This is a genomic window from Bacillus sp. DE0042, from assembly GCF_007680225.1.
GTDB lineage: Bacteria > Bacillota > Bacilli > Bacillales > Bacillaceae_G > Bacillus_A > Bacillus_A wiedmannii.
This window is the reverse complement of record NZ_VEJP01000001.1, coordinates 63,672-87,922: the sequence shown is the minus strand read 5'-3', so window position 1 is coordinate 87,922 and position 24,251 is coordinate 63,672. Positions and strand designations below refer to the sequence as shown.

General features: G+C 31.9%; 20 protein-coding genes, 1 pseudogene, 1 riboswitch and 1 other annotated feature. Of the genes and pseudogenes, 18 read left to right on the top strand and 3 right to left on the bottom strand.

Translation table 11 applies throughout. The annotated features are described in order from the left end of the window. The first annotated feature begins 135 nt into the window (after window positions 1-135). From FS802_RS00435 to FS802_RS00420, 4 genes are all read left to right on the top strand, one after another. A complete protein-coding gene (locus FS802_RS00435; protein ID WP_000766373.1) occupies window positions 136-987 on the top strand; it encodes a Cof-type HAD-IIB family hydrolase in 852 nt (283 codons plus the stop codon). 442 nt (window positions 988-1,429) lie between these two features. Beyond that, window positions 1,430-3,217: a PAS domain-containing sensor histidine kinase gene (locus FS802_RS00430; protein ID WP_098654017.1), complete on the top strand. Its 1,788-nt coding sequence runs from the start codon at window positions 1,430-1,432 to the stop codon at window positions 3,215-3,217. Window positions 3,218-3,438: 221 nt separating this feature from the next. Further along, a complete protein-coding gene (locus tag FS802_RS00425) occupies window positions 3,439-5,565 on the top strand; it encodes a peptidoglycan D,D-transpeptidase FtsI family protein (protein ID WP_000745498.1) in 2,127 nt (708 codons plus the stop codon). A gap of 338 nt (window positions 5,566-5,903) precedes the next feature. Continuing rightward, window positions 5,904-7,082, top strand: coding sequence for a macrolide family glycosyltransferase (locus tag FS802_RS00420; RefSeq protein WP_098654015.1), 1,179 nt, complete (start codon window positions 5,904-5,906; stop codon window positions 7,080-7,082). Between the two features lie 49 nt (window positions 7,083-7,131). Here FS802_RS00420 and FS802_RS00415 read toward each other — a convergent pair whose 3' ends face one another. Beyond that, a complete protein-coding gene (locus FS802_RS00415) occupies window positions 7,132-7,812 on the bottom strand; it encodes an aspartate/glutamate racemase family protein (protein WP_098654014.1) in 681 nt (226 codons plus the stop codon). A gap of 153 nt (window positions 7,813-7,965) precedes the next feature. Next, a riboswitch (SAM riboswitch) is annotated at window positions 7,966-8,081 on the top strand. 138 nt (window positions 8,082-8,219) lie between these two features. Here FS802_RS00415 and FS802_RS00410 point away from each other — a divergent pair. From FS802_RS00410 to FS802_RS00395, 4 genes are all read left to right on the top strand, one after another. Then, window positions 8,220-8,768, top strand: a complete 549-nt coding sequence (locus FS802_RS00410; protein WP_001038205.1) for an ECF-type riboflavin transporter substrate-binding protein — start codon at window positions 8,220-8,222, stop codon at window positions 8,766-8,768. 10 nt (window positions 8,769-8,778) lie between these two features. Beyond that, entirely contained in the window at window positions 8,779-10,479 is a 1,701-nt protein-coding gene (locus FS802_RS00405; RefSeq protein WP_098654013.1) for an ABC transporter ATP-binding protein, read from the top strand. After that, entirely contained in the window at window positions 10,472-11,272 is an 801-nt protein-coding gene (locus tag FS802_RS00400; RefSeq protein ID WP_000287575.1) for an energy-coupling factor transporter transmembrane component T family protein, read from the top strand. Before FS802_RS00405 ends, FS802_RS00400 begins: the two co-directional genes overlap by 8 nt. 135 nt (window positions 11,273-11,407) lie before the next feature. Beyond that, complete coding sequence (locus FS802_RS00395) at window positions 11,408-11,515, top strand: YjcZ family sporulation protein (protein WP_000120182.1); 108 nt, start codon at window positions 11,408-11,410, stop codon at window positions 11,513-11,515. A gap of 92 nt (window positions 11,516-11,607) precedes the next feature. On the opposite strand, the gene FS802_RS00390 is transcribed toward FS802_RS00395, so the two are convergent. Together FS802_RS00390 and FS802_RS00385 are read right to left on the bottom strand one after the other, a co-directional pair. Next, window positions 11,608-12,876: a sensor histidine kinase gene (locus tag FS802_RS00390; protein ID WP_001012273.1), complete on the bottom strand. Its 1,269-nt coding sequence runs from the start codon at window positions 12,874-12,876 to the stop codon at window positions 11,608-11,610. Between the two features lie 85 nt (window positions 12,877-12,961). Beyond that, complete coding sequence (locus FS802_RS00385; RefSeq protein WP_098654011.1) at window positions 12,962-13,843, bottom strand: protein kinase; 882 nt, start codon at window positions 13,841-13,843, stop codon at window positions 12,962-12,964. A 127-nt stretch (window positions 13,844-13,970) separates the two neighbouring features. Here FS802_RS00385 and FS802_RS00380 point away from each other — a divergent pair, with 127 nt between their 5' ends. The 10 genes and pseudogenes from FS802_RS00380 to FS802_RS00340 all read left to right on the top strand — a co-directional run bounded on the left by FS802_RS00380 (window position 13,971) and on the right by FS802_RS00340 (window position 24,216). Continuing rightward, complete coding sequence (locus FS802_RS00380; protein ID WP_098654010.1) at window positions 13,971-14,483, top strand: GrpB family protein; 513 nt, start codon at window positions 13,971-13,973, stop codon at window positions 14,481-14,483. Window positions 14,484-14,654: 171 nt separating this feature from the next. Beyond that, the gene (locus FS802_RS00375; protein ID WP_000644541.1) at window positions 14,655-15,644 is read left to right on the top strand and encodes a zinc-binding dehydrogenase; all 990 of its coding nucleotides are present in this window, start codon (window positions 14,655-14,657) and stop codon (window positions 15,642-15,644) included. Window positions 15,645-15,906: 262 nt separating this feature from the next. Further along, the gene (locus FS802_RS00370; protein ID WP_098654009.1) at window positions 15,907-16,506 is read left to right on the top strand and encodes an undecaprenyl-diphosphatase; all 600 of its coding nucleotides are present in this window, start codon (window positions 15,907-15,909) and stop codon (window positions 16,504-16,506) included. A gap of 337 nt (window positions 16,507-16,843) precedes the next feature. Next, window positions 16,844-18,982, top strand: coding sequence for a penicillin-binding protein (locus FS802_RS00365; protein WP_144524692.1), 2,139 nt, complete (start codon window positions 16,844-16,846; stop codon window positions 18,980-18,982). Between the two features lie 175 nt (window positions 18,983-19,157). Then, window positions 19,158-19,416: a binding site (T-box leader), on the top strand. 65 nt (window positions 19,417-19,481) lie between these two features. Next, the gene (locus FS802_RS31370) at window positions 19,482-19,607 is read left to right on the top strand and encodes a hypothetical protein (protein ID WP_260989050.1); all 126 of its coding nucleotides are present in this window, start codon (window positions 19,482-19,484) and stop codon (window positions 19,605-19,607) included. 27 nt (window positions 19,608-19,634) lie between these two features. Then, a complete protein-coding gene (locus FS802_RS00360) occupies window positions 19,635-20,720 on the top strand; it encodes an MFS transporter (protein WP_260989063.1) in 1,086 nt (361 codons plus the stop codon). 105 nt (window positions 20,721-20,825) lie between these two features. Beyond that, window positions 20,826-21,848, top strand: a complete 1,023-nt coding sequence (locus FS802_RS00355; protein ID WP_098654006.1) for a serine hydrolase domain-containing protein — start codon at window positions 20,826-20,828, stop codon at window positions 21,846-21,848. A 4-nt stretch (window positions 21,849-21,852) separates the two neighbouring features. After that, a pseudogene (locus FS802_RS00350) lies at window positions 21,853-22,446 on the top strand (GNAT family N-acetyltransferase). Between the two features lie 256 nt (window positions 22,447-22,702). Further along, window positions 22,703-23,209: a DUF3189 family protein gene (locus FS802_RS00345; RefSeq protein WP_098654005.1), complete on the top strand. Its 507-nt coding sequence runs from the start codon at window positions 22,703-22,705 to the stop codon at window positions 23,207-23,209. Window positions 23,210-23,409: 200 nt separating this feature from the next. Continuing rightward, on the top strand, window positions 23,410-24,216 hold the full coding sequence (locus tag FS802_RS00340) for a DegV family protein (RefSeq protein ID WP_000831942.1): 807 nt from the start codon (window positions 23,410-23,412) through the stop codon (window positions 24,214-24,216). Window positions 24,217-24,251: the final 35 nt, after the last annotated feature.

Genomic DNA, 24,251 nt, shown 5'->3' with positions numbered 1-24,251 from the left:
TTTATTTTTAATTATTTCTTGACCTGAAACGCTTTTCATAAATTATAAATAAGGAGTACTTCACGAGATCAGTATGAAAACGATACCTATTGTTTATAATGAGCTCGTGTATTTATAGAAAGTGGTGAAGGAATAATGAAATTAATCGCAATTGATTTAGATGGAACTCTTCTTTCGGGGAATAAAATGATTAGTAAAGAGAATGCAGAAGCAATTCGAAAATGTCAGGAAGCGGGTCATGTTGTAGCAATTTGTACAGGACGTTCTATCGTCGACATTGAAAGATTGTTGTTAGAAGTTAATTTAGAGTGTCCAATTATTGCGGAAAATGGTGCACTTATATATAAAGATAATAAAATGATGAAGAGATATCCAATTCAAAATATGCAGGCACTTGAGATTGTGGACTATCTTGAAGAGAATGGCTTATATTATCAGCTTTATACTAATAAAGGTGTATATGTACCAGATTATGGAGTAGAGAGTGTACGTAATGAGATCGAATATGTGAAGAATTCAAAAGAAGATTTTGATTTGAAAGAGTTAGAAACGATTGCAGCATTATATCTTGAACATACAGCATTTCATAGTGCAGAAAGTTGTAAACCAATTGTAGAAACTGATATACATGTGCATAAGCTTTTACCATTTTCTTATGACATAGAAAAATTAAAAAAGTTAAAAGCAGCGTTTCTGCATAATACTGATTTAGCAATTACATCTTCATATTGGCATAACTTAGAGATTAATCATCGAGATGCTCAAAAAGGCAATGGATTATATACTTTAGCAGAACATCTGAATATTCCAGTCGAAAATACTGTAGCGATTGGTGATGGGCTAAACGATGTTTCCATGATGGAAAAAGCGAACATATCAATTGCAATGGGGAATGCTGTGGAAGAAATAAAAGCGATGTGTCAATACGAAACTTTATCAAATGAAGAACACGGTGTTGCACATGCTATATATAAATATGTAATGTAATATAAAAAGAAAAAAAGAATCCAAATAGATTCTTTTTTTCTTTTTATTAGGGGTAAGGTATTCTATGAGATTCATAGAAGCCTTATTACTTTATATTATATAGAATATATTGGAATAAATGTTTATATTTTTCATGTTAATTGTGAAAATTTTATGAACTTTATATTTTTTGTATTTTTATACTACTACAAGCGATATGAATAATGCTATTGTCATAGTTAAATCTATGCATGAGGGCGCGTTATCGGTTGCTTGTCAAATTAAAAAATACATAATGATTAAAGTTTCATTTTATACGTAAATTCTTCTCTTTTTTAATTGAAAAATAAAATTTGTTCGAATAATTATTCTGCAGCTATATACCTAAAGGCACATTCTTCGTATAATGGAGAAGTATAAATTTTGAATTTGTATTAATTTTACATATTGAGGTGAAAAAGGAATGAATGCGCGGCTAATGGAACTTATTGATGTGAGTACAATAGAAACCATGGCAGAACAGTTTTATAAATTAACCAACATATCACATCAACTTCTTGATGCTGAAAAAGAATGTATATTTTCTTTTGGAATAAATGAGACGAAAATATGTAAACTTCCCAAAATTGAAATCCCCATTTTTTTATACAATCAACATTTAGGATCTTTTGTAGTATGGACAAACAAAAGCGACATTTTCAATTGTCAAAAATACTTTGAAATGCTTTCAAATCTAATTATAGATGGGGCGACAAAAGTATTTCAAAGTAAAAATACAACGTTACTTTCTCGGAAAGAGGAGGAACTGCATACGATTTTACAAAACATGCCTGTTATGGTTGATGCGCTTGATTATAATGGAGATTTTATTTTGTGGAATCGGGAGTGTGAAATTGTAACAGGTTATACCGCTGAAGAAATAATAGGAAATCCAAATGCCCTTCAATTATTGTACCCAGATCATAATTATCGTCACCAAATACAAACGAAATTTTTAACTTGTGGAAAAAATTTCAGGGATTGGGAAATGCACTTAACATGTAAAAATGGTGAAATCAAAACAATCATGTGGTCCAATATATCAGAACAGTTTCCTGTAACAGGATATAGCTACTGGGCGGTCGGAGTAGATATTACACATTTAAAAGCGATAGAAGAGCAGTTAAAACAACAAACGTCTGAATTGGAATTAATTTTTAAGGCTTTACCAGATTTATGTTTCTTAACAGAAGATGATGGCACAATTATAGATTATAAAGCAGGATCGCCTTCGAAATTTTACGTACCGGCAGAAGCTTTTATGGGAAAAAAGTTTTTCGAAGTATTACCATCTCCAGTAGCACAGCAGTTTCAGGAAGCAATTCATCAAGTGAAGGAAAAAGGAACGAATGTAATTGTTGAATATCCACTTACAATTAATGGGAGTATCGATTTTTTTGAAGCTAGATGCTTACCATTATTACATGATAAAATTATGATCATTGTACGCGATATTACAGAACGGAAAAAGACAGAAGAATTGCTAAATAAATCAGATACACTTGCAGCAATTGGTCAATTAGCAGCTGGTGTGGCTCATGAAGTGAGGAACCCATTAACTGTCATTAAAGGGTTTATACAGTTATTTCAAATTAATAAAGAAGATCAAGAAAAATATTTTGATTTAATGCTTTCTGAAATTGAAAGAATAGAAGCGATTCTTCAAGAGTTTTTATCAATTGCTAAAACAGATGAGATAAATACAGAACAAAAAAATATTTATCAAATTTATAATAACGTCGTATCGTTAATGAATACAAAAGCAATTATGACGAATATTCAAGTGGAACTATATGCAGACACAAAAGACATAAGCATTGAATGCTCAGAAAATCAATTGAAACAAGTGTTTATTAATATTTTGCAAAATTCAATCGAAGCTATGCCAGATGGCGGGAAAATTACAATTCATATTAAAGAGAGAAACGATGAAGGTGTCATTATTCATGTAATTGATGAAGGAATAGGGATACCTGAGGATAGAATTAAGAGATTAGGTGAGCCTTTTTATAGTACGAAAGAAAAAGGTACCGGTATCGGATTAATGTTAAGTTATAAAATCATTGAAAGTCATCAAGGAAATATAAGTATTATGAGTGAAGTTGGAGTCGGGACAACAGTAACGATTTACTTGCCGAAAGCTCAGAGTGAAAAATCTCTATCAAATTATGATGATAGATTCGAATCAATACGTCCAATTATTAACTCTTAAATTACTAAATCCCCAATAACCAAAAGTTAAGCTTTCGGTTATTGGGGATTTTTATATTTAATTTAGTAAACTTTACCTTTTCTTTAGATTTGTTTTAATTTCTATTAAGTTTTAAATATTATATTAATATTTGTGCAAGGTAATGTATGGAAGTTGTACGTTACTTTTAATATAGAAAACAAATATTATTTGAAATATTGTAAGGAGGAGATTTAGACGAAGTGAAAAAACGAGAGAAAACAACAGGTAGAGCAATACCGACGCGGTTAAATATTTTATTCTTTTGTGTATTTTTATTATTTTCTGCCATGATCATACAATTAGGTAAAGTACAAATTATCGATGGAGAAACGTATAAAAATGAAGTAGAGAAGAAAGAAAATGCGACCGTAAGTCTTTCTGTCCCGCGTGGAAAAATATTTGATAGAGAAGGCAATCCAGTAGTTGATAATAGATCTTTACGTACAATTACATATACAAAGATGAAAGGTGTAAAATCAGAAGATATATTAAAAACCGCAAGACAACTTGTAGACATAATTGAAATGCCGCAAGAAGATATAGCTAAGTTAACTGAGACAGATAAGAAAGATTTTTGGATGCAATTAAATCCGAAACTGGCTGAAAATCTAGTATCGAAAAAAGAAATAGATATATTTAGAGAGAAGGAAATTAGTGGAAAGAAGCTAGATAAAAAAATAGAAGAGTTAAAAAGAAAACGGGTTACAGATAAAAATCTTCAGGAATTAACAGATAAAGATATAAAGGTGTTAGCTATTAAAAGTAAGATGACTTCTGGTTATCAAATGGCTCCTCAAATTATAAAAAAAGATGTTAGTGAAAAGGAATTTACTATAATTAGTGAAGGTTTAGCGAATCTCCCAGGTGTAGACGTATCGGTTGATTGGGAGAGAGTGTATGTAAATGATGGATTATTCCGATCTGTTCTTGGAAATGTTTCTAATTCCGATGAAGGATTACCAAGTGAACGATTAGATTACTACTTGGTACGTGATTATAGCCGAAATGATAGAGTTGGAAAAAGTTATATCGAGCAGCAATATGAAGATGTACTTCATGGTACAAAAAAAGAAGTAAGAAGCGTTGCAGATAAACAAGGTAATACAATTAGAACGGAAACCGTTTCTGAGGGAAAGAGCGGTAAGAATTTAACTTTAACAATAGATATGGAATTACAGAAGAAAGTAGAAGAAAGTATTGAAAAAATATTAAAGGCATATAAAGGGTCAGAATCAATGTTGGACCGTGCTTTCGTTGTGATGATGAATCCGAAAAACGGACAAGTATTATCCATGGCTGGGAAAAGACTTGTAGAAAAAGACGGAAAAACAGAAGTTGAAGACTATGCATTAGGCACAATGACTAGTTCTTATGAGCTTGGATCAACAGTTAAAGGTGCGACAGTTTTAACTGGATTTGAAACGAAAGCTATAACACCAGGTACTTATTTTTATGATGCACCTATGAAGTTTAAAGGAACAAAGGAAAAAAAGTCTTGGAAAGAGTTTGGAAATATTGATGATTTAAGAGCGTTACAAGTCTCTTCAAACGTTTATATGTTTAATACAGCATTAAAAATTGCAGGTGTAGATTATGTGAAAAATAGTTCATTAAATATTAAACAGGAGTACTTTGATAAAATGAGGTATTATTTCAGGCAATTTGGATTAGGTGTTCCAACGGGCATCGATTTACCGAATGAAACAGCTGGACAAATTGGTAAAAAAGATAATCAACCTGGTTTCTTACTAGACTACTCAATTGGCCAGTATGACACCTATACGCCACTTCAGCTTGTACAGTATATTTCAACAATCGCAAACGGTGGATATCGAATGAAGCCACAAATTGTTCAAGAGGTAAGAGAGCAAACGTCGCAAAAAGATGAGATTGGTAAAGTGGTGCATTCAGTAGAACCAATCGTTTTAAATAAGATAGATATGAAAGAGGAATATATAAATCAAGTAAAAGAAGGATTTAGAAGGGTATTCCAAGAAGGTGATGGAACAGGAGTAAGGGCGTTCCAAAAAGCATCTTATAAGCCAGCAGGTAAAACAGGGACAGCACAGACTGTATACGGTGGAGAAAGTGATATAGGAAGAAATGAAAAAGGTGAGCGAAGAGAATGTTATAACTTAACGTTAGCAGGATATGCGCCGTATGATAATCCTGAAGTAGCATTCTCTGTAGTTGTGCCGTGGGTTATTAATGATAAATCTGGTATTAACTCTGATATTGGAAAAGAAGTTTTAGATGCTTATTTTGAATTAAAAAATAAGCGATTGACTGGAGAAACTACAAAAATAGATAGCTCTCAAGAAGATTAAAACATATGAAATGTTATAGAAACTAGAGTCGTCTTATTTAGAAATAGATTCAAAATGGATGATAGAGAAGGATGAAATCATTCTATCAACTATGCACACTTTATAAAATAAATCATATATTGATAGCATAGGACAAGCTGAAAAGCTTATTCTAACCTCACAGAACACTCCTTATCACGGTTAGGTATCTACTTATGTAGATGCCTTTTTTAATTTATTAACTGACAATTATTTATCAATATAAAGTAGTAAGTATATTAGGACTATTAGGGGAAGATTGACGGTAATAATTACAGTATGATTAATAAGAGTATTGAAATGTAAGGAGTGAGAAATAAGTGCTAAATATTTTAGTGGTTAATTTTCCAGCAGAGGGACATGTAAATCCTACATTACGTTTAGTCAAAGCTTTTACTGAACGGGGTGATCACGTACATTATATTACAACAGAACACTTTAAAAGCAGAATTGAAGATTTGGGAGCCACTGTATATACTCATCCAGATTTATTAAAGGAGATTTCCATTGATACTGAAACCTCATATGGGCTGAATTCTTTCTTTCATGTACATGTTCAAACTTCTTTATATATATTAGAAATTACGAAACAATTATGTGAGAGCATCAATTTTGATTTCGTAATTTACGATATATTTGGTGCTGGAGAGTTAGTAAAGGAGTATTTACAAATTCCAGGCGTACTTTCTTCTCCTATATTTTTAATTCCCCCAGAGTTTTTGGAGACTTTACCTTTTCATCCAAATGCAGAAATACAATTCCGACCCGATGAACTTTCTGAAAAGTTACTATATCAAATGGAACATGAATTTGGAGTAAAGCCCAAAAATAATCTTCAATTTATGCATAATAAGGGAGATATTTCACTCGTGTACACAAGTCGTTATTTTCAACCTAATAGCGATTCATTCGGAGAAAATAACATTTTTATTGGGCCTAGTATTTCAAATCGTAAAACAAATGTAGAGTTTCCATTTGAATTGCTTAAAGATAAGAAAGTTATTTATATTTCAATGGGGACACTACTTGAAGGACTCGAACCATTCTTTAATACTTGTATTGATACTTTCTCAGATTTTGAAGGGATAGTCGTAATGGCAATTGGTGATCGAAATGATCGTTCTAAAATTAAAAAAGCGCCAGACCATTTTATAATTGCTTCATACGTACCCCAATCAGAAATATTAAGTGAAGCAGATGTTTTCATTACACATGGTGGTATGAATAGCGTTCACGATGCCATTTATTTTAATGTCCCATTTGTTATAATTCCACACGATAAAGACCAGCCAATGATAGCACAAAGATTAACTGAACTTGAAGCAGCACATCGATTATTGAAAGAGCATGTTAATGTGCAAACTTTAAATGAAGCGGTAACAGACGTTCTTTCAAATGAAAAGTATAAACATGGTATACGAAAACTGAATGATAGTTTTTTAGAATGTGTTGGTACTAAAGAAGCAATTGCAGTTATAAAATCTCTTTTAAATAAATAGTGTGGACAATATAAAAGCATAGAGGATTAACCGTTATGCTTTTATATTATTATCCTGCAAACTGCACAGCAGTATTTGCATGTAAAAAAGCGGTATCAAAAACAGGTACAGTAAGGTCGTTTTGGGAAACGAGCAATGGTATTTCAGTGCAGCCTAGCAATATACCTTCTGCGCCGTTTTGAATTAATGAGTTTGTAATTTGTAAAAGTTTTTCTTTTGATGTTTCTGAAATAATTCCTTTACTTAATTCATTTAAAATAACATGATGAATAAAATTTCTTTCCTCTTCATTTGGGATGATCGTCTCAATATTAAAATTTGCTAGACGTGATTTATAGAAGTCTTGTTCCATCGTTTGTTTCGTACCCAATAGTCCGATACGCTTTATATTCTGTTCTACCATTTCTTTAGCACTTACATCACCAATGTGAAGTAGTGGAATAGATATTGCATTTTCTACTTCTTCAGCAAATAAATGGACCGTATTGGAACACATTAATAAACAATCAGCTCCGGATTTTTCAACCTTTTTTGCAACCGTGACTAATTCGTTTATCACTTCTTCATATTGATGATTTTGTAATAAAGTAGTTACTTCACCAAAGTCCATGCTATATAAAACAAGCTTTGCATTTTGATCATATTGAGAGAGTGTAAGTGTATTAATATGTTTATAGTATAACGATGTAGATTCCCAACTTAGTCCACCAATTAAACCGATTACTTTCATCGTACATTCCTCCCGTAACTATTTTGAATTCATTATTTCACAATTCCGATAAGAATACAATGATTTAAATGTACCGTTAAACAAAAAATAAAAATAATTAGAAAAGTGTTGAAATTCATACTTATTAGTGCCATAATACGAATTACAAATTAATACTTATCCAGAGAGGTGGAGGGAACGGCCCTATGAAACCTCAGCAACCCCTATATAAATTTATAGGAAGGTGCTAATTCCGCAGAGGACACGATGTGTTTTTTGGAAGATAAGAGGATTCTTGAACGTGAAGAAAATGACCTCTTATGTAAGGGGTCATTTTTTGTTGTATAGAAAGGGAGTGTTGATGCATAATTCATTTTCAAAATAAATATAGAGTAATAAAAGTTGACTAATATGGGAGGGGAATTGTAATGAACAAATTATCAACAAAGTTAGTAGTAGCAATCGGAATTGGAGCAGCATTATACGGGATATTAGGACTTTGGGGATTTTCTATTGCACCAAATACATTTATTAAACCTGCATTAGCTATTTTAACCGTTTTTGGAGCGTTATTTGGTCCAGTAGCAGGACTTTTAATAGGACTTATCGGTCATACAGTAACAGATACAATCGCTGGATGGGGTATTTGGTGGGGTTGGGTTATAAGTTCAGGCATTATCGGCTTTGCAATGGGACTCATTCAAAAAAGAGTTAGCTTTAGTGTGAAAAACGGTATGTATAATAAGCGGGATATTTCTTATTTAGCCATTACTGGGTTAATTGGTATTGTCATTGCTATTATATTTGCTGGGGCATTCGATGTTATTGTGATGGGAGAACCATTTGACAAAATTGTTATACAAGTATTAGGAGCAACAATTGCTGATGTTATTGTATTTCTAGTTCTTGGATTGCCAATTACAATAGGTCTAGCTAAATCTAATAAGAAACATACACATTTGAAAATTGAAAAGTAGGGATGTTAACATGCAACCAATTATTTCTTTTGAACAATTCAGCTTTCAATATGAACATGCTGCGCAACCTACTGTAAAAGACATTACATTTCATATATACCCTGGAGAAAAAGTACTAATTGCTGGACGAAGTGGTTCAGGGAAGTCAACGTTAGCTCATTGTATCAATGGGCTAATCCCCTTTTCTTATGGGGGGATTAGTACTGGTAATATTTTAATTGCCGGCAAAGACCCGAGGAAAGGCAGTGTTTTTGAACAGAGTAAACAGGTAGGAACAATTTTGCAAGATCAAGATGCTCAATTTATTGGTCTTACAGTAGAAGAAGATGTAGCTTTTTATTTAGAAAATGAATGTGTAAATCAAAATGAAATGAAAAAAATTGTTTCAGACTCATTAAAAAAGGTAAAGATGCATTCTTTTCATAAACAAAGTCCACATGAATTATCAGGAGGTCAAAAACAAACCGTTTCTCTAGCAGGGTTGTTAACAACGAATGCCAATATATTATTATTTGATGAACCTTTAGCGAATTTAGATCCTGTCAGTAGCTTACATACAATAGAAATTATTAAAGATATACATAAACAATATAATAAAACAATTGTAATTATTGAACATCGAATAGAAGAAATGTTAAATCTGGATTTAGATAAAATCATTTTAATGGATGAAGGGGAAATTGTTGCGATAGGTACTCCGGAAGAGATTTTAACGTCAAATATATTACCATCTATCGGCTTAAGAGAACCTATGTACATAGAAGGATTAAAGAGATTACCTTTTGATAGTAATAATGCTGTAATATATCCACTTGAAAATCTTCAAAGAGAAAGTGTTAGTAGCGCAATAAATGAGTGGGTGGAGAAGCAAGTCTTTTGTAAAAGCACTCCTACAAACAAAGAATTATTGAAAGTAGAAAATTTGTCGTTCTCCTATCCTAATAAACAAAAAGTATTAGAGAATATAAATTTTTCAATAAAAGAAGGGGAAATTGTAGCACTTTTGGGTCATAATGGAGCTGGAAAATCAACATTAGCTCATAGTCTTATAGGCATAAACAAAACAAAAAATGATAGAATTTTATTTAATGGAGTAAATATCAATTCTTGGTCTATTCGTAAACGTGGAGATATTATATCTTACGTGATGCAAAATCCAAATCATATGATTACGCAACCTACTGTTATAGAAGAGGTTACATTTTCATTAAAATTAAAAAAGGTTTCAAATGAAGAAATTAAGCTTAGGGCGGAAGAAACATTAAAAATTTGTGGTTTGTATCCATTTCGTAATTGGCCAATTCAGGCATTAAGTTATGGACAAAAAAAGAGAGTAACGATTGCATCTGTACTAACAACAAATCCGAAACTTATCATTTTAGATGAACCGACAGCGGGACAAGATTATTATCATTATAAACAGTTTATGTCGTTTATTAAAAAACTAGCTGCAAAGGGAATATCTTTTATTTTTATCACACACGATATGAATCTCGCATTAGAATATGCAGACAGAGCAATCGTTTTACATGAAGGGGAAATTATTGCGAATAATACCTCGTCTATCGTATTAGGACATTCAGAAACGTTACAAAGAGCGAAACTTAGGGAAAGTTCATTATTCAAGTTAGTTAAATTTAGTGGGATTGCATACCCTGAAAGGTTTATAGAACTTTATTTTGAGGTTACTAGGAGGGAGGAACATGTATAGTACATACTTTCATCGTATGGATGGAGCAGTGAAATTGTTGTTATTTATTTTTTGTATGACGCTTACTTTTTTGTTTCTTGATTTTCGCATATTGCTTATTGTTTTTATGATTGGCTGTATCGGACTTCTAGTTGCAAAAATTCCATTTCGTAAAATTTGTATTGTTTTTACTGTTATATTTACATTTAGTTTATTAAATTCTGTAATGATTTTATTTATTACACCAACTCATGGATCTGAATTAACCGAATCATATACTTCGTTTTTACATATCGGATATGCAACAATTACATGTGAAACATTATTTTATGCAGCTACACTTTCATTAAAATATTTTACGTTATTACCATTTACACTTATTTTTATATATACGACTGATCCAAGCAAATTTGTGAGTAGCTTAAGTAAATTTCGAATTCATTATAAGATTACATATGCAATAAATATTGCATTACGTTATATACCTGATATTCAGTCCGAATATAAAGTTATTAAACATGCGCAAGAGGCGAGAGGAGTAGCTTTTGAAAAAGGAGAAGCAAGTTTATGGATTCGTATGAAAAACCGTGTCTTAATTTTCTGGCCTTTAATTATCCATTCACTAGATAGAATCGATACAGTTTCAAATGCAATGGATTTAAGAGGATTTGGAAAGAAGAATACACGAACTTGGTTTTATACAAATAAAGCGAAAAGCGGGGATTTCATTGCTTTATTTGTAGGTGTTTTTATTTTAATTGTTGCAGTGTATTTAAAGTTACATGTATTTCAAAATTTTTGGTATCCATTTTAAAGCACTCTCAAATGAGTGCTTTTACTTATTTTTATGTAGACATGCTCAAAAAAGGGATATTTACATAATGTATAATACGAACCAGTTAAAATGATCAACTACCTATTAGTTTTCAAACCAAAAGGAGGAGAAAATATGAGTTACGGTGGTTCTTGTGGTTTTGGTGGAGGTTTCGCTTTATTAGTTGTGTTATTTATTTTATTAATTATCGTTGGATGCAGCTGCTGGGGCGGAGGGTACTAATTTCTAATTAGTCTCCACAAATGTAAACTTAAAAAACATAGAAGATACTTATGTATCGAAACAAATAAAAAAGGAGCAATTATGCTCCTTTTTTATTTGTTTTCAGATGAGTTGTTATTACATCTCGGCAATGTAATTGTCAAAGTTGTACCTTTATTAACAACGCTTCGGATTTTTAAACTACCTTGCATCGTTTCAATGATCTTAACAGCAACCATTGTACCTAAACCTGTACCTTTCGTTTTTGTACTAAAATATGGTTCACCAAATCGATTTATTTGATCTTGTGACATACCAATTCCGCTATCCTCAATTCGAATAATAACTTTATTATTACTAATAGATGAGGAGATATGTAAAGTACCACCATTAGGCATTGCTTCAATACCATTTTTTATTAAGTTTAAAAAACATTGTTGAAAGTGCTGTTTATTGCCTACAATTGTTGCCGTGGAAAAATCTTTTGTAATATGTATTGTATTCATATTGCATAATGGTAAGATCATATTAATAACTCGGTTCAACTCTTGTTCTACTGAAATATGATCTAATTTTTCTGAAGCAGGTTTGGCAAACGTTAAATAATCATCAATAATTCCTTGTGCACGATGTAACTCTTCAAGTATATGTTCAATATACTCATCTCTTGATTCTGGAGTTAAATTAGGTGTTTTTAAAAGTTGAGTAAATCCTTTTACGACAGTTAAGGGATTTCTTACTTCGTGCGATATACTAGCAGCAAGCTGGCTAACAATCTCCATTTTTTCCATTTTAATCATCTTCGATCGCATACATACTGCATCTTTTAAAACTTCATTAAAATAAATGACAAACAACATCAAAATAGTTGGTAATATTATGAAATAAATAATGTACAAATTATTCACTTCAAAATCTGATAAAGTTAATACAATTACAGTTGTAAATATTGCTAGAAAAAATGTTAAAAACATTCCATAAGCTACTTTAATTTTTCTATTATACTTATTAAATTTTGCGGATGCGAATGCTGTAACGATAAACATTGTGCCATAAACTAGTATTGTTAACATACTAAATCCATAAAATAAAAATCTTGTAATTAATAAAATAGCAAACAAAATGATACCAACAGGGAAGCCACCATAAAGTGTGCCTATTATAACTGGTATTTGTCTTAAATCATGAATACAATTTTCATCCATATAGATTGGATAGCGCATACATAAAATAAGAGGGATAATCGTACAAAGGATAATAAGTAGTTTTTTATATTTCTTTAAATAGCGTCCGCTATCATATATAAAATAAAAAATAAATATGCTACTTAAAATGTAAAGAAGATTATTTAATACGTTTTGATTAATATAAACAAAGTTCATAATATTTTCCTCGTTATTTTGAATTTCCATTTTATATGTATTATACATGATTATAGTAGAAACTTTATGTTTTTAATAATATGGGTTATATCTTTTCAGTATTTGCTACGTTTATCCACTCTTCATAAAATACTTTAACTGATTCATAGCGTTCAGCTCGGCTTTCATTTACAGCACGATACGCTATTTCATATAAATCCCTACTTGCTTCCCATTTTGTAAAGGAACGATCTTTTCCACCTCCTAAAATTTCGAAAGCCATCGCCCCCATATTAAATACATTTGTTCTTGCATCAATCATAGCGTTTAGCTCAAATTCTTCAGGAGACATAAAACGCGAGGAACCCCATAATCTTCCCATTTTATTCACGTATGGTTTTTTAGAATATAAATCAATATCACAAATCTTCGTCTCATTTGTATGGAAGTTATATAAAATACTACCGTCATAAAAATCTATTGCTACATAGTTTTCCTTTTCGACATATGTATGGAAAGAAAACATAGAATTTAAGGATTGAATTCGCTTCAAAACAGATAAATGCTTATATTTATAATAAGGAGAGTTTGGATTTTTATATTTCTCAGGAGGCGGGAAACTCCAATGTGAATGAAGACATTCGCCATCAAACCAATCAAAAATTAAGACATATCCAGATTGAACGGGAAAATGTTCAATTAATTGTATAAGTGATTCATGCTTTAATTCTTCATATAAGGAAACTGAATTTTTTAATCTATCAATTGCATCGCCGGTCTTTCCGTTATATGCAATTGTATGTGCCCCTGCATATTTAATAAATTTCTTATGCCCATCTTTTTCTACACCAAAAGATAGATTTCCTGAATCTTGCTGGTCAAAAACCGCAAATACGGTTCCTAATTTCATAAGCCAATCAAAATTAGTATGTTTCTTTAATTGGAATGTTACTTGATTTAATTGAATTTCAACTGGAATATCTTTCATAATATACCTCACATTTATTATAATTAAGTTGTATATTTCAGTATTCGACATATTTTGTAAAAATCCTATGTTAATCACATGAAATTTTATAAATATAATAATAAACACTTATAAGAGGGTGAACAATATGGAACAACAAATCGTTATTAAACCATATCAAAGAGATTGGTATGAAGAGTATGTAATAGAAAAAGAGAAATTTATTTCATTATTTGGAGCAGAATGTATTGCTATTCAGCACATAGGGAGCACATCTGTACAAGGATTAGGAGCGAAACCTCTAATTGATATGATGATTGGCGTAACGGATTTACAAATTACTGAAAAGTGGATTGAAGATTTATTAAAGATTGGATATGAGTATGTTCCAAAAGAAACACCTAATCGACGTTTTTTTAGAAAGGGAAAATGGAGAGCTGGTACCCATCATTTGCATGTTTATATTTATAATAGTGACGAATGGAAAAACAATCTTTTATTTCGAGACTTTCTAATAAAACATGAATGGGCACGTAAAGAATATAGAGAATTAAAAGAGAAACTTGCAGCTACATATCCTTTTGATCGTGTTTCGTATACAAAGGAAAAGGCACCGTTTATTCAAAGAATTTTAGAATTGGCCAAAACTCAAAAAAATTAAAATTACAGATTCTTATCTGAAAAATTTTAAAAACCCCTTCCTACGTTATTTATAGGGAGGGATTTTTTCTTTTGTTATAACGATATGCTTTATTTCTAATTATTGGAGACGGATTATTTTATTTATTTCGATATTTCTAGTACATTGAAAATATTAAGGGGGAATTAAACAATGAAAGCTATTGTACATCAATATAAAAAAGGGGTAGAAGGATTAGAATATAAATTTTCATCTGAAACAAATCCTAATGCCGGTGAAGTAAAAGTAAAGTTAAAAGCTGCAGGATTAAATCATAGGGATTTATTTATTATAAACAATAGAAAAGAAATGGAGCTGCCGTTAGTAATAGGGTCAGATGGTTCAGGAATTGTTACAGAAATCGGAGAAGGTGTTTCAAATAATTTATTAAATAGCGAGGTTATTATAAATCCTAGCATTGGATGGGAAAATATTGCCGAAGTACCAGATTTACCAGAGGTTTTAGGTGGACCGAAAAATGGAACGTTTGCTGAATATGTTATTGTGCCAGCTGAAAATGTAGTGGCAAAACCGTCATATCTTACTTGGGAAGAGTCTGGGGTTTTATCTTTATCGGCACTAACTGCATATAGAGCACTTTTTACAAAGGGTAGATTAAAGTGTGGAGAACATGTTTTAATTCCGGGGATAGGCGGCGGTGTAGCGACATTTGCCATGTTATTTGCAAAAGCAATTGGTGCAAAAGTAAGTGTTACTTCAAGGGTAGAGAGTAAAAGAAAGTTTGCCGAAACATATGGCGCAGACTTTTCTTTTAATAGTTCTGGAAATTGGGAAGAGAGTTTACGCGGAGAGAAAGTAGATTTAATAATTGATAGTATAGGTCCAGCAACATTCTTACAATATTTTGATGTATTAAAACCAAATGGGAGAATTGTTAATTTTGGTGCTAGCTCAGGAGATAAAATTGAATTACCTTTACGAGCATTATTTTATAATCAAATCGATATTATGGGGACATCTATGGGGAGCCGTGAGGAATTTAATGAAATGATTAAGTTTATAGAGAAATATAAAATTAAACCAATTATTGATAAAGTTTATTCGTTAAAAGAAGCCATTCAAGCGTTAAGCCGTATGGAACAGAGCGAACAGTTCGGTAATATCGCTCTACGTATGGAATAAAAATATGATTTAATAACCTATGTTTTTATATGGTTATGTTTTGTAATATATAAAATTATAGTTTGTGAATCATTCGATTTAAAAGGTTTTTTCCACCCTATATATTTTTAATACATGTAAATAGGTACATAATTGTCAAATGAAAAATAGTAAAATGAATAAAGTGAAAATCCAAATGTGTGTAAATGTTGTATACTGTGTAAATCAAGTAAACTTGTAACTTAATTTCAAGTAAAACAAGAAATTGTAAGGAGAGAGTAATGTGAATTACACAGTATTTCAATGGATAAACAATTTAGCAGGTACATCTGCGCTCTTAGATAAGGCAATGATTGCTATTACAAATAGCGCTGCATATGTGGCTATTCTATTCATGTTTATCTTATGGTTTCATAACGGAAAGAAAGAGAATGCAATAAAAAAACAATATACAGTGTTATATACGACGCTTTCAGTCATTATCGCATTACTAGTAAATGTTGTGATACATGCGGTATATTACCATCCACGTCCGTTTGTATCACATGATGTGCATCAATTAGTGCCACATGCAGCAGACTCATCATTTGTTAGTGATCATTCAGTACTTGTATTCTCAATTGCATTTGTATTTTTGCTTAGAGGAGAAAAACTAAAATATATTGCTCTTATTTGGGCAGTATTAGTTGGTATATCGCGTATGTACGTAGGTGTTCATTATCCTCTAGATATACTTGGTGCTGCTTTCTTAACATTTATCACAAGTGGCTTAGTAATGCAAAGTACACGTACGTTTGAGCCGATAGCGAAATTTGTATTCAAAATGTACGCATTGGTAGCAAAACGAATTCCTTTTTTAGCGAAATATGATCATATAGCTTAATTATTAATAAATAACCATAAGTAGGTTTGTTTAAAAATTCTCCTTTGGAAATCCAGAGGGGAATTTTTTTATTGTGAACAAGAATAAGAGGATACGTATTAAAAAAGTTCTTATTAAGTTTGTAGTTTATAAAAAATCAGCCCACTTATTGCTGAATATTCATAAATTTCACGCACTGTACTGTAAATAGAAAAATAAAAACAGAAACAAAGGCTACTTTCAGAACGATTTAAAGGAATTAAAAGGAAAAGTTCGAAACATATAGTATTGAAATCAAAAACTACATAATTTCTAGCACACTTTTGCAGTAATTAATTGTGACAGAAAGGAGATAAACATGCATAAACTTCAAACGAATAAAGGCGCGCGGTATTTTATGGTTGCTTTTATTGTTTTGTTTCTTATTATGCTTTTTCGTTTTTTCTATATTCAGGCAGTAGGAGTCCTGCATAATGTGGATGTAAAGGACCTAGCAAATGAACAACATAATAAAAATGGTGTTTTGGAAGCAAATCGTGGCACGATTTATGATCAAACTGGAAAAGTGCTAGTCCAAGATTCCACAACGTATCGTGTTGTTGTGAATTTGAAAGGGAAAGATATAGTGAAAAACAAAGATGAAACTGCTCAACGATTAGCTGATGCGCTTGAAATTGATAAAGAGGACGTATTAAAAAATTTTCATGAGGGACGTACGCAAGTTGAAATTGGAAAAGTTGGTCGGAATTTATCTAGAGAAGTGAAGGAAAAAATAAAACAATTAAAAATCCCGGGTGTATCCTTTATGCCAGAGAAAGCAAGAGTATATCCAAATGAAGATTTTGCATCCTATATACTTGGTTTTGCTAGACCAGATGATAAAGGAAATACAGAAGGAAAATTTGGACTTGAAAAAAGTCTAGATAAATATTTGCGCTCTACAAATGGGAAAATAGAATATGTGGGCACGCAAGGGGGTATTCCGCTTACGAATGATATAGGAAAAGTAGAAGCCGCTAAAAATGGAAATAATGTATACCTTACGCTTGATAAACAAATTAATGGTTTTTTAGAAGAAGCAATGAACAAGGCACAAGAACACTATGATCCTTCTATGTTAGTAGGAATCATAGCGGATCCAAAGACAGGAAAAGTTTTAGCGATGTCTAGTAAACCTAGTTTTAACCCCAATAAAGGTGATATCGAGTACTTTTTAAATGATCCAATCGCAAATGCATACGAACCCGGTTCAACAATGAAAATATTTACGTTAGCTGCTGCAATAAATGAAGGGGTATATAACGGGAAAGAATATTTCCAATCTGGAAAATATTCAGTTGGTTCATCTGATATAAAAGATCATAACGGTGGGTTTGGATGGGGATCTATTACATTTGATGAAGGCTTTGAAAGATCATCAAACGTAGCTTTTTCTATTTTAGAAGATAAGTTATTAAAACCGGATAAATTTAAGCAATATATGAATAAATTTGGATTCAACCAAAAAACCGGAATAGATTTACCTGGCGAAAGTAAAAACACATTATTATTAAATACACAAATTCAACAAGTCACAACTTCTTTCGGACAAGGTTCTACAGTAACTCCCATTCAATTAATCCAAGCAGCTACTGCTATAGCAAATGACGGAAAAATGATGCAACCATATATCGTTGACAAAGTTGTAAATCCCACAAACAAACAAGTTATTATGGAAAATCAACCGAAAGAAATTGGGAATCCGATAAAAAAAGAGACAGCGGACGAGGTAAGGAATTTAATGGAGCGTGTTATTACGTCATCAAAAGGTACTGGTACAATGTATAAAGTGGATGGTTATCCAATAGGAGGTAAGACCGGAACAGCGCAAATTCCGAATCCTGAAAATGGACGATATATGGAAGGGAAAGAAAATTATATTTTTTCATTTTTAGGTATGGCTCCAATTGATGACCCAGAGTTAATTGTATACTTAGCTATTAAACAGCCAAAGTTAAAGGGAGACGAGTATGGAGCTCAGCCGCTTGCTGAAATATTTAAACCAGTTGTGAAAAATAGCCTTGAATATTTAAAGGTGAAACCATATACAGAAAAACAAATGGCAGATGCAACGAAACGATCCCAATTAAAAGTACAAAACTATGTCAATCAATCAATGGATACAGTAGAGAATAGTGTGAAAAAAGAGAAGCTCCAACCGATAATTTTAGGCGAAGGAAAAATAATAAAACAATATCCGCAATCTGGTGAAGTAATGAGTGAAGGGGATCGTATATTTTTATTAGGGAAGAACGTAATAATGCCAAATTTACAAGGTTGGTCAATGCGTGATGTTATGTATTTCTCTAAATTATTAAAATTAGATTTAAAAACTACAGGTACGGGCTATGTAACGAGTCAGAGCATTGAAAAGGGACAAGATATACAAGAAGGCGATGCATTAATCCTAGAATTGGAACCACCGTTACAACCGCTAGCAGAGGCGAATATAAACTAATTCGGACAAAGTGAAGGGTCTATATACAATAGGCTCTTTTTTTATAGATTTAAGTAATTTCACGCACCGTAATTTTCAGAAAAATAATAAATAAGAGAATCAATAGTGACACGTTCATTGATATCTGATTATTTTATATTTACAGTTAAATTAATTTGTGATAATATGGAAAAAATCAAATGCAGTGAAGAGAAGAGTAAATAAAATGAATTTTTCACAGAGAGCTCCATTTAGCTGAAAAGAAGCAAAAATTCTTTATTGAACCAAGCCTCTGAGCAGCACATCGGAACCTTTTATTAGGGGATAGTGTGACGGGAGCTCCCGTTATAGGGCTATGGTATAAGCATGAAATAGAATGCAGTACCTGATAAGGTTAATATGGCGACATATTAACAAACTAGGGTGGCACCGCGATGATAAATCTCGTCCCTAAGACTAAAAGTCTTGGGGGTGGGATTTTTTTATTGTTTCAAAACAATTTGGAAAGCGGGGGCCTAAAATGAAAAACTTACTTAAAGATTGGAAATATCCTTTATTACTACTGTCTGGAGTTGGTATTGCGAATTTAAGGGCATGGATTTACTTAATAGCACTGAATGTACTTGTCTATCATATGGGAGGATAAGCCTTAGCTGTTGCTACTTTATATGTAATTAAACCATTAGCCGCTTTATTTACAAACGCATGGTCAGGAAGTATGATTGATCGTTTAAATAAACGGAAGGTAATGATTAACCTTGATATATATCGTGCGGTATTTATCGCTATTTTACCTTTACTTCCATCACTTTGGATTGTTTATGTATTCGTATTCTTTATAAGTATGGCCAATGCAATTTATGAGCCAACTGCTATGACGTATATGACGAAATTGGTTCCAGTTGAGCAAAGACAACGTTTCAACTCATTACGTAGTTTAATAGGATCTGGTGCATCTTTAATTGGTCCAGCGATAGCGGGCTTATTGTTAATAGCAAGTACACCAGAGTTTGCTATATATATAAATGCTATAGCATTTCTCTTATCAGGAGTAATTACATTACTGTTACCTAATCTTGATAAAAAATCCGATATTACTACGTCAAATGACAAGTTATCTTTAGCTGTACTAAAAAAAGATTGGAACATCGTTTTAAATTTCAGTAAGAAATCTTTATATATCGTTTTTGTGTACTTTTTATTTCAAGGGATGATGGTTTTAGTTGCCGCCACTGATTCACTTGAATTGTCATTTGCGAAAGAAGTTTTATTGTTAACAGATAGCGAATATGGCTTTTTAGTTAGTATCGCTGGAGCAGGGTTTATTTTAGGAGCCATAACAAATACAATTTTATCAAAACAATTAACACCTTCATTTTTAATTGGAATAGGATCATTATTCATCGCAATCGGTTATTTAATTTATGCTTTTTCAAATGAATTTTTAATAGCGACAATCGGATTCTTTATTTTATCTTTCTCTATGGCATATGCCAATACGGGATTTTATACCTTTTATCAAAATAATATACCTGTCCATATTATGGGACGGATTGGGAGTATATATGGGCTCGTTATTGCGGTCATAACCATTTTGATTACGATTCTATTCGGAGTTGCAACTCAATTTATTTCTATACAACTTGTAGTTATTATAGGATCATCAATCATGTTCCTTATAACTATCATATTGTGTGTGTTTATTTTATTGCCATCACAGTCTAAAGTGCATTCCTCTGAGTCAATCAATTCGAAATAGTTCTCTTAGTTTAAATCGTATGGTGTTCAATAGGAGGGTTCTCCCTCCTATATATGGAAATATAAGAAAGGTGAACAATATTGATAAACAAGGGTGGTTTTTGTAATGAAAACAAAAGACCAAATAGACAGCATTGTAAAAGAAATACATCGGCATATAGATTACTCTGGGGTAATTTTAGTGAAAGAAGAAAAAGGCTTAGTCTATGAAGAGGCGTTTAGTTACGCAAATCGAAATGAATGTATAAACAATACGCTACAAACAAAGTTCGGAATTGCCTCCGGTTGTAAAATATTCACTGCTATCGGTATTTGTCAACTTGTTGAAAAAGGTGTAATTACTTTTCAAACAAAGTTAAAAGAGTGTTTAAGTATTAAATTTCCAAACTTTAATGAAGATATTACAATACATCACCTTTTGACGCATAGTTCGGGTATTCCGGATTATTTCGATGAAAGTATTTTGGATAACTTTGAGGATCTTTGGAAAGAAACTCCTATGTATCTATTAAAAAGTTTAAAAGATTTTTTACCATTATTCCAAAGCAGAAGTATGATGTTTGCACCTGGAAGTAAATTTCACTACAACAATGCAGGTTTTATCATACTGGGATTAATAATCGAAGAACAGACAGGACTTAAATTTACGGAGTATATAGAAAAAAACATATTTAAACCAATTGGTATGAATGATTCTGGCTATTTTTCTTTAGATACATTACCAAGGCACACAGCTCTTGGATATATAAAAGATGAAACTAACCAAAATTGGAGAACAAACATCTACTCTATACCAATAATAGGAGGCTCTGATGGTGGTGCTTTTATTACTGCGCCAGACATGCTGAAGTTCTGGGAAGCGTTATTTAACTTTGAAATCATAAGCCGAGAATATACAAAAATACTTTTAACTCCTCATATTCAAGTAAATAATAATCAGTCTTACGGATATGGAATATGGATTGAAACAAGAGAAAACGAAATATTCAAATATCATGTAATGGGATATGATCCAGGCGTCAGTTTTCGCTCGGCCGTATATCCAGGCTTAGGAATTACAGTAGTTATTCCATCAAATAAAGGAGCAGGACCCGAAAAATTAATGAAAGAAATAGAAGGAGCTTTTTAATTATATGGATATAGAAATTAGAGCGTATAAAAAATCTGATGAAACAGGCTGGGTACGTTGCCGTGTTTTGTCTTTTTTAGATACAACATATTACGATAACGTATTTAGAGAGAAAGAAAAATATGATAATCCTGCTATTGAATTAGTAGCAGTATATGAAAATCAAATTGTGGGTTTAATAGATATCGAATATGAATTAGAAGAACGTACAGTTTGTTCAAGAGGAACTGGTCTTGGCGGCATGATTTGGCATATTGCAGTTCATCCGGATTTTCGTAGAATGAAGATTGCTAATCAACTATTAAATGAGGCAGAGAAGTTAGCGAAAGAACTTAACCTAAATCGATTAGAAGCATGGACTAGGGACAACCTATGGGTACATGGATGGTATGAAAAGAACGGATTTGTAAACGTAGATTCATATTTACACGTATACTCGGATCATACAGACGAGATAAAAGGTGTCATGAAAAGTAATATAGATTAGCTATATCCAGTTCAAACATTTGCTCATTATACAGGTGAAAATAAAGAAGAAATAAGAAAACAATTTAAACGAGTTCACGATTGTTTTTGTTTTGAAAAGTATTTTAACTAACAATTCATACGGGTTATAGGATATATTTATTTTGAATAAAGATGATAAAAGACGTACGAGTCAAAAGTACGTCTTTTTATTTTTATAAATAATACTTATGACTATTACATGATGTACCGTGATAAATAGACGATAGAATAATCGGAAAATATATAACGAATTAACAAAAAAGTGTAAATACATTCATCCCTTGTTTATCAATGCTGTGAACGGTAATACTAAATAACATTGAACTTTTATAACAAGGGATGATAATATGATATTCATTTATACAGATTTTGGCGGAACACATTCAACTTCACTCGCTGCTGCTTATCATTTAAATAAATTACCAACTGATCGTAAGTTAACGAAAGAAGAAATTTTGAATGTAGATTACTTTAATAAATTGAAAACAGAAGATATGGGGAAAATTATTTTTCATGGAATAGACGAAAATGGTAATTCGGTTTATACAATTGGATGCGGTGCATCAAAAGTTGTTGTACCTGCGATGAAACATTTAGGAGAGATTTTGCAAAAACATTATCAAAGTCATGAAAAGATTATTTTTTCTAATACATCACCAACAGTGCCTTTACCAATGACTTTCGGTGGCCTGTTTTCTAGAAGATTTCACATCGACTTCATCGGCGTACCGTTACTCGTATGGGGAGCGAAACTTTGCTGTGATAACGTACAAAGACTTGTTAGTTATACGAAAGAAGCTGGCCGATTGACAAATGATTATGTTGTAATTTTAGATAATGAAACTTTTAAATAATGCATAAAAAGAAGAAAATCGGGCAAATACTTCGGTTTTCTTCTTTTTATGGTGAAAATGACAAAAAATATTCACATTTACTATTCATCTACTATAGCCAAAACAATAAAGTCCTGTTACTATTACAGGGATATTCTCTTTTCGTAACATAAATATATAGAAAAGTCAGAAAAGAGGAATTGAATTAAGGGAGGAACAACATGAAGCGTGTTGCTTGGATTACTGATAGTACAACTGCGAGTTTTACAACAGAAGGAGATAATTTTGTTATCCCGATTGAAGTTATTATTGATGGTGTGTCGTACAAAGATTGTGAAGAAGGTGTGCGTGAGCGCGTCTATAATGCGTTAAACGAAGGTAAAACTGTCACTACATCACAGCCTAACATAGGGGAAATGGTAGAGTTATTTTCGAAATGCAAAGAAGAATATGAAGAGGGATTTGCAGTTGCTATTAGCGGAAAAGTAAGTGGAACTTATCAAAACATGAAGTTAGCTGCAGACATGGCAGGTTTCCCATTAACGGTATTGGATAGTGAAACAACAAGTTATCCAATGGATGAACTAATAAGAAAAGCGAAATCGTTATACACTGATGGTATGACGTTACAAGATATACACAAAACATTGGTAGATGAAAAAAGAAGACCTTTCCACGTATTCCCGAAAAGTTTAAAAGGCCTTTACGCAAGTGGGCGTGTAAAGGGAGTTCAATTTTTACTTGGAAGTTTATTAAGTGTTAACTTAATATTAGAAGTAAAAGGTGGAGAACTTTTACTTGAAAAGAAAGTTCGCAAAATCCAAAAATGTCGAGAATACATTAAAAATGAGCTTGAAAAAGAATTACCAAAAGTACTTCATATGTTCCATGCTAATGATAAAGATGGAGCTGAAGAATGGATTTCAGATATTAGACAAGCATTCCCTGAAATGGACTTTAAACTATATCCATTACCAATTTCATTTGCGGTTCATGCAGGTGAAGGTACAATAGCAATTAGTTATTAAATAAAAAACCCGTGAATGATTCACGGGTTTTTTAT

Coding starts and splice junctions, on each gene's coding strand:
- FS802_RS00395 (WP_000120182.1), top strand. CDS start 11,408: ATGAGTTACGGTGGTTCTTGTGGTTTTGGTGGAGGTTTCGCTTTATTA.
- FS802_RS00415 (WP_098654014.1), bottom strand. CDS start 7,812: ATGAAAGTAATCGGTTTAATTGGTGGACTAAGTTGGGAATCTACATCG.
- FS802_RS00430 (WP_098654017.1), top strand. CDS start 1,430: ATGAATGCGCGGCTAATGGAACTTATTGATGTGAGTACAATAGAAACC.
- FS802_RS00410 (WP_001038205.1), top strand. CDS start 8,220: ATGAACAAATTATCAACAAAGTTAGTAGTAGCAATCGGAATTGGAGCA.
- FS802_RS00365 (WP_144524692.1), top strand. CDS start 16,844: ATGCATAAACTTCAAACGAATAAAGGCGCGCGGTATTTTATGGTTGCT.
- FS802_RS00390 (WP_001012273.1), bottom strand. CDS start 12,876: ATGAACTTTGTTTATATTAATCAAAACGTATTAAATAATCTTCTTTAC.
- FS802_RS00435 (WP_000766373.1), top strand. CDS start 136: ATGAAATTAATCGCAATTGATTTAGATGGAACTCTTCTTTCGGGGAAT.
- FS802_RS31370 (WP_260989050.1), top strand. CDS start 19,482: ATGAAAAACTTACTTAAAGATTGGAAATATCCTTTATTACTACTGTCT.
- FS802_RS00355 (WP_098654006.1), top strand. CDS start 20,826: ATGAAAACAAAAGACCAAATAGACAGCATTGTAAAAGAAATACATCGG.
- FS802_RS00345 (WP_098654005.1), top strand. CDS start 22,703: ATGATATTCATTTATACAGATTTTGGCGGAACACATTCAACTTCACTC.
- FS802_RS00385 (WP_098654011.1), bottom strand. CDS start 13,843: ATGAAAGATATTCCAGTTGAAATTCAATTAAATCAAGTAACATTCCAA.
- FS802_RS00405 (WP_098654013.1), top strand. CDS start 8,779: ATGCAACCAATTATTTCTTTTGAACAATTCAGCTTTCAATATGAACAT.
- FS802_RS00375 (WP_000644541.1), top strand. CDS start 14,655: ATGAAAGCTATTGTACATCAATATAAAAAAGGGGTAGAAGGATTAGAA.
- FS802_RS00380 (WP_098654010.1), top strand. CDS start 13,971: ATGGAACAACAAATCGTTATTAAACCATATCAAAGAGATTGGTATGAA.
- FS802_RS00400 (WP_000287575.1), top strand. CDS start 10,472: ATGTATAGTACATACTTTCATCGTATGGATGGAGCAGTGAAATTGTTG.
- FS802_RS00340 (WP_000831942.1), top strand. CDS start 23,410: ATGAAGCGTGTTGCTTGGATTACTGATAGTACAACTGCGAGTTTTACA.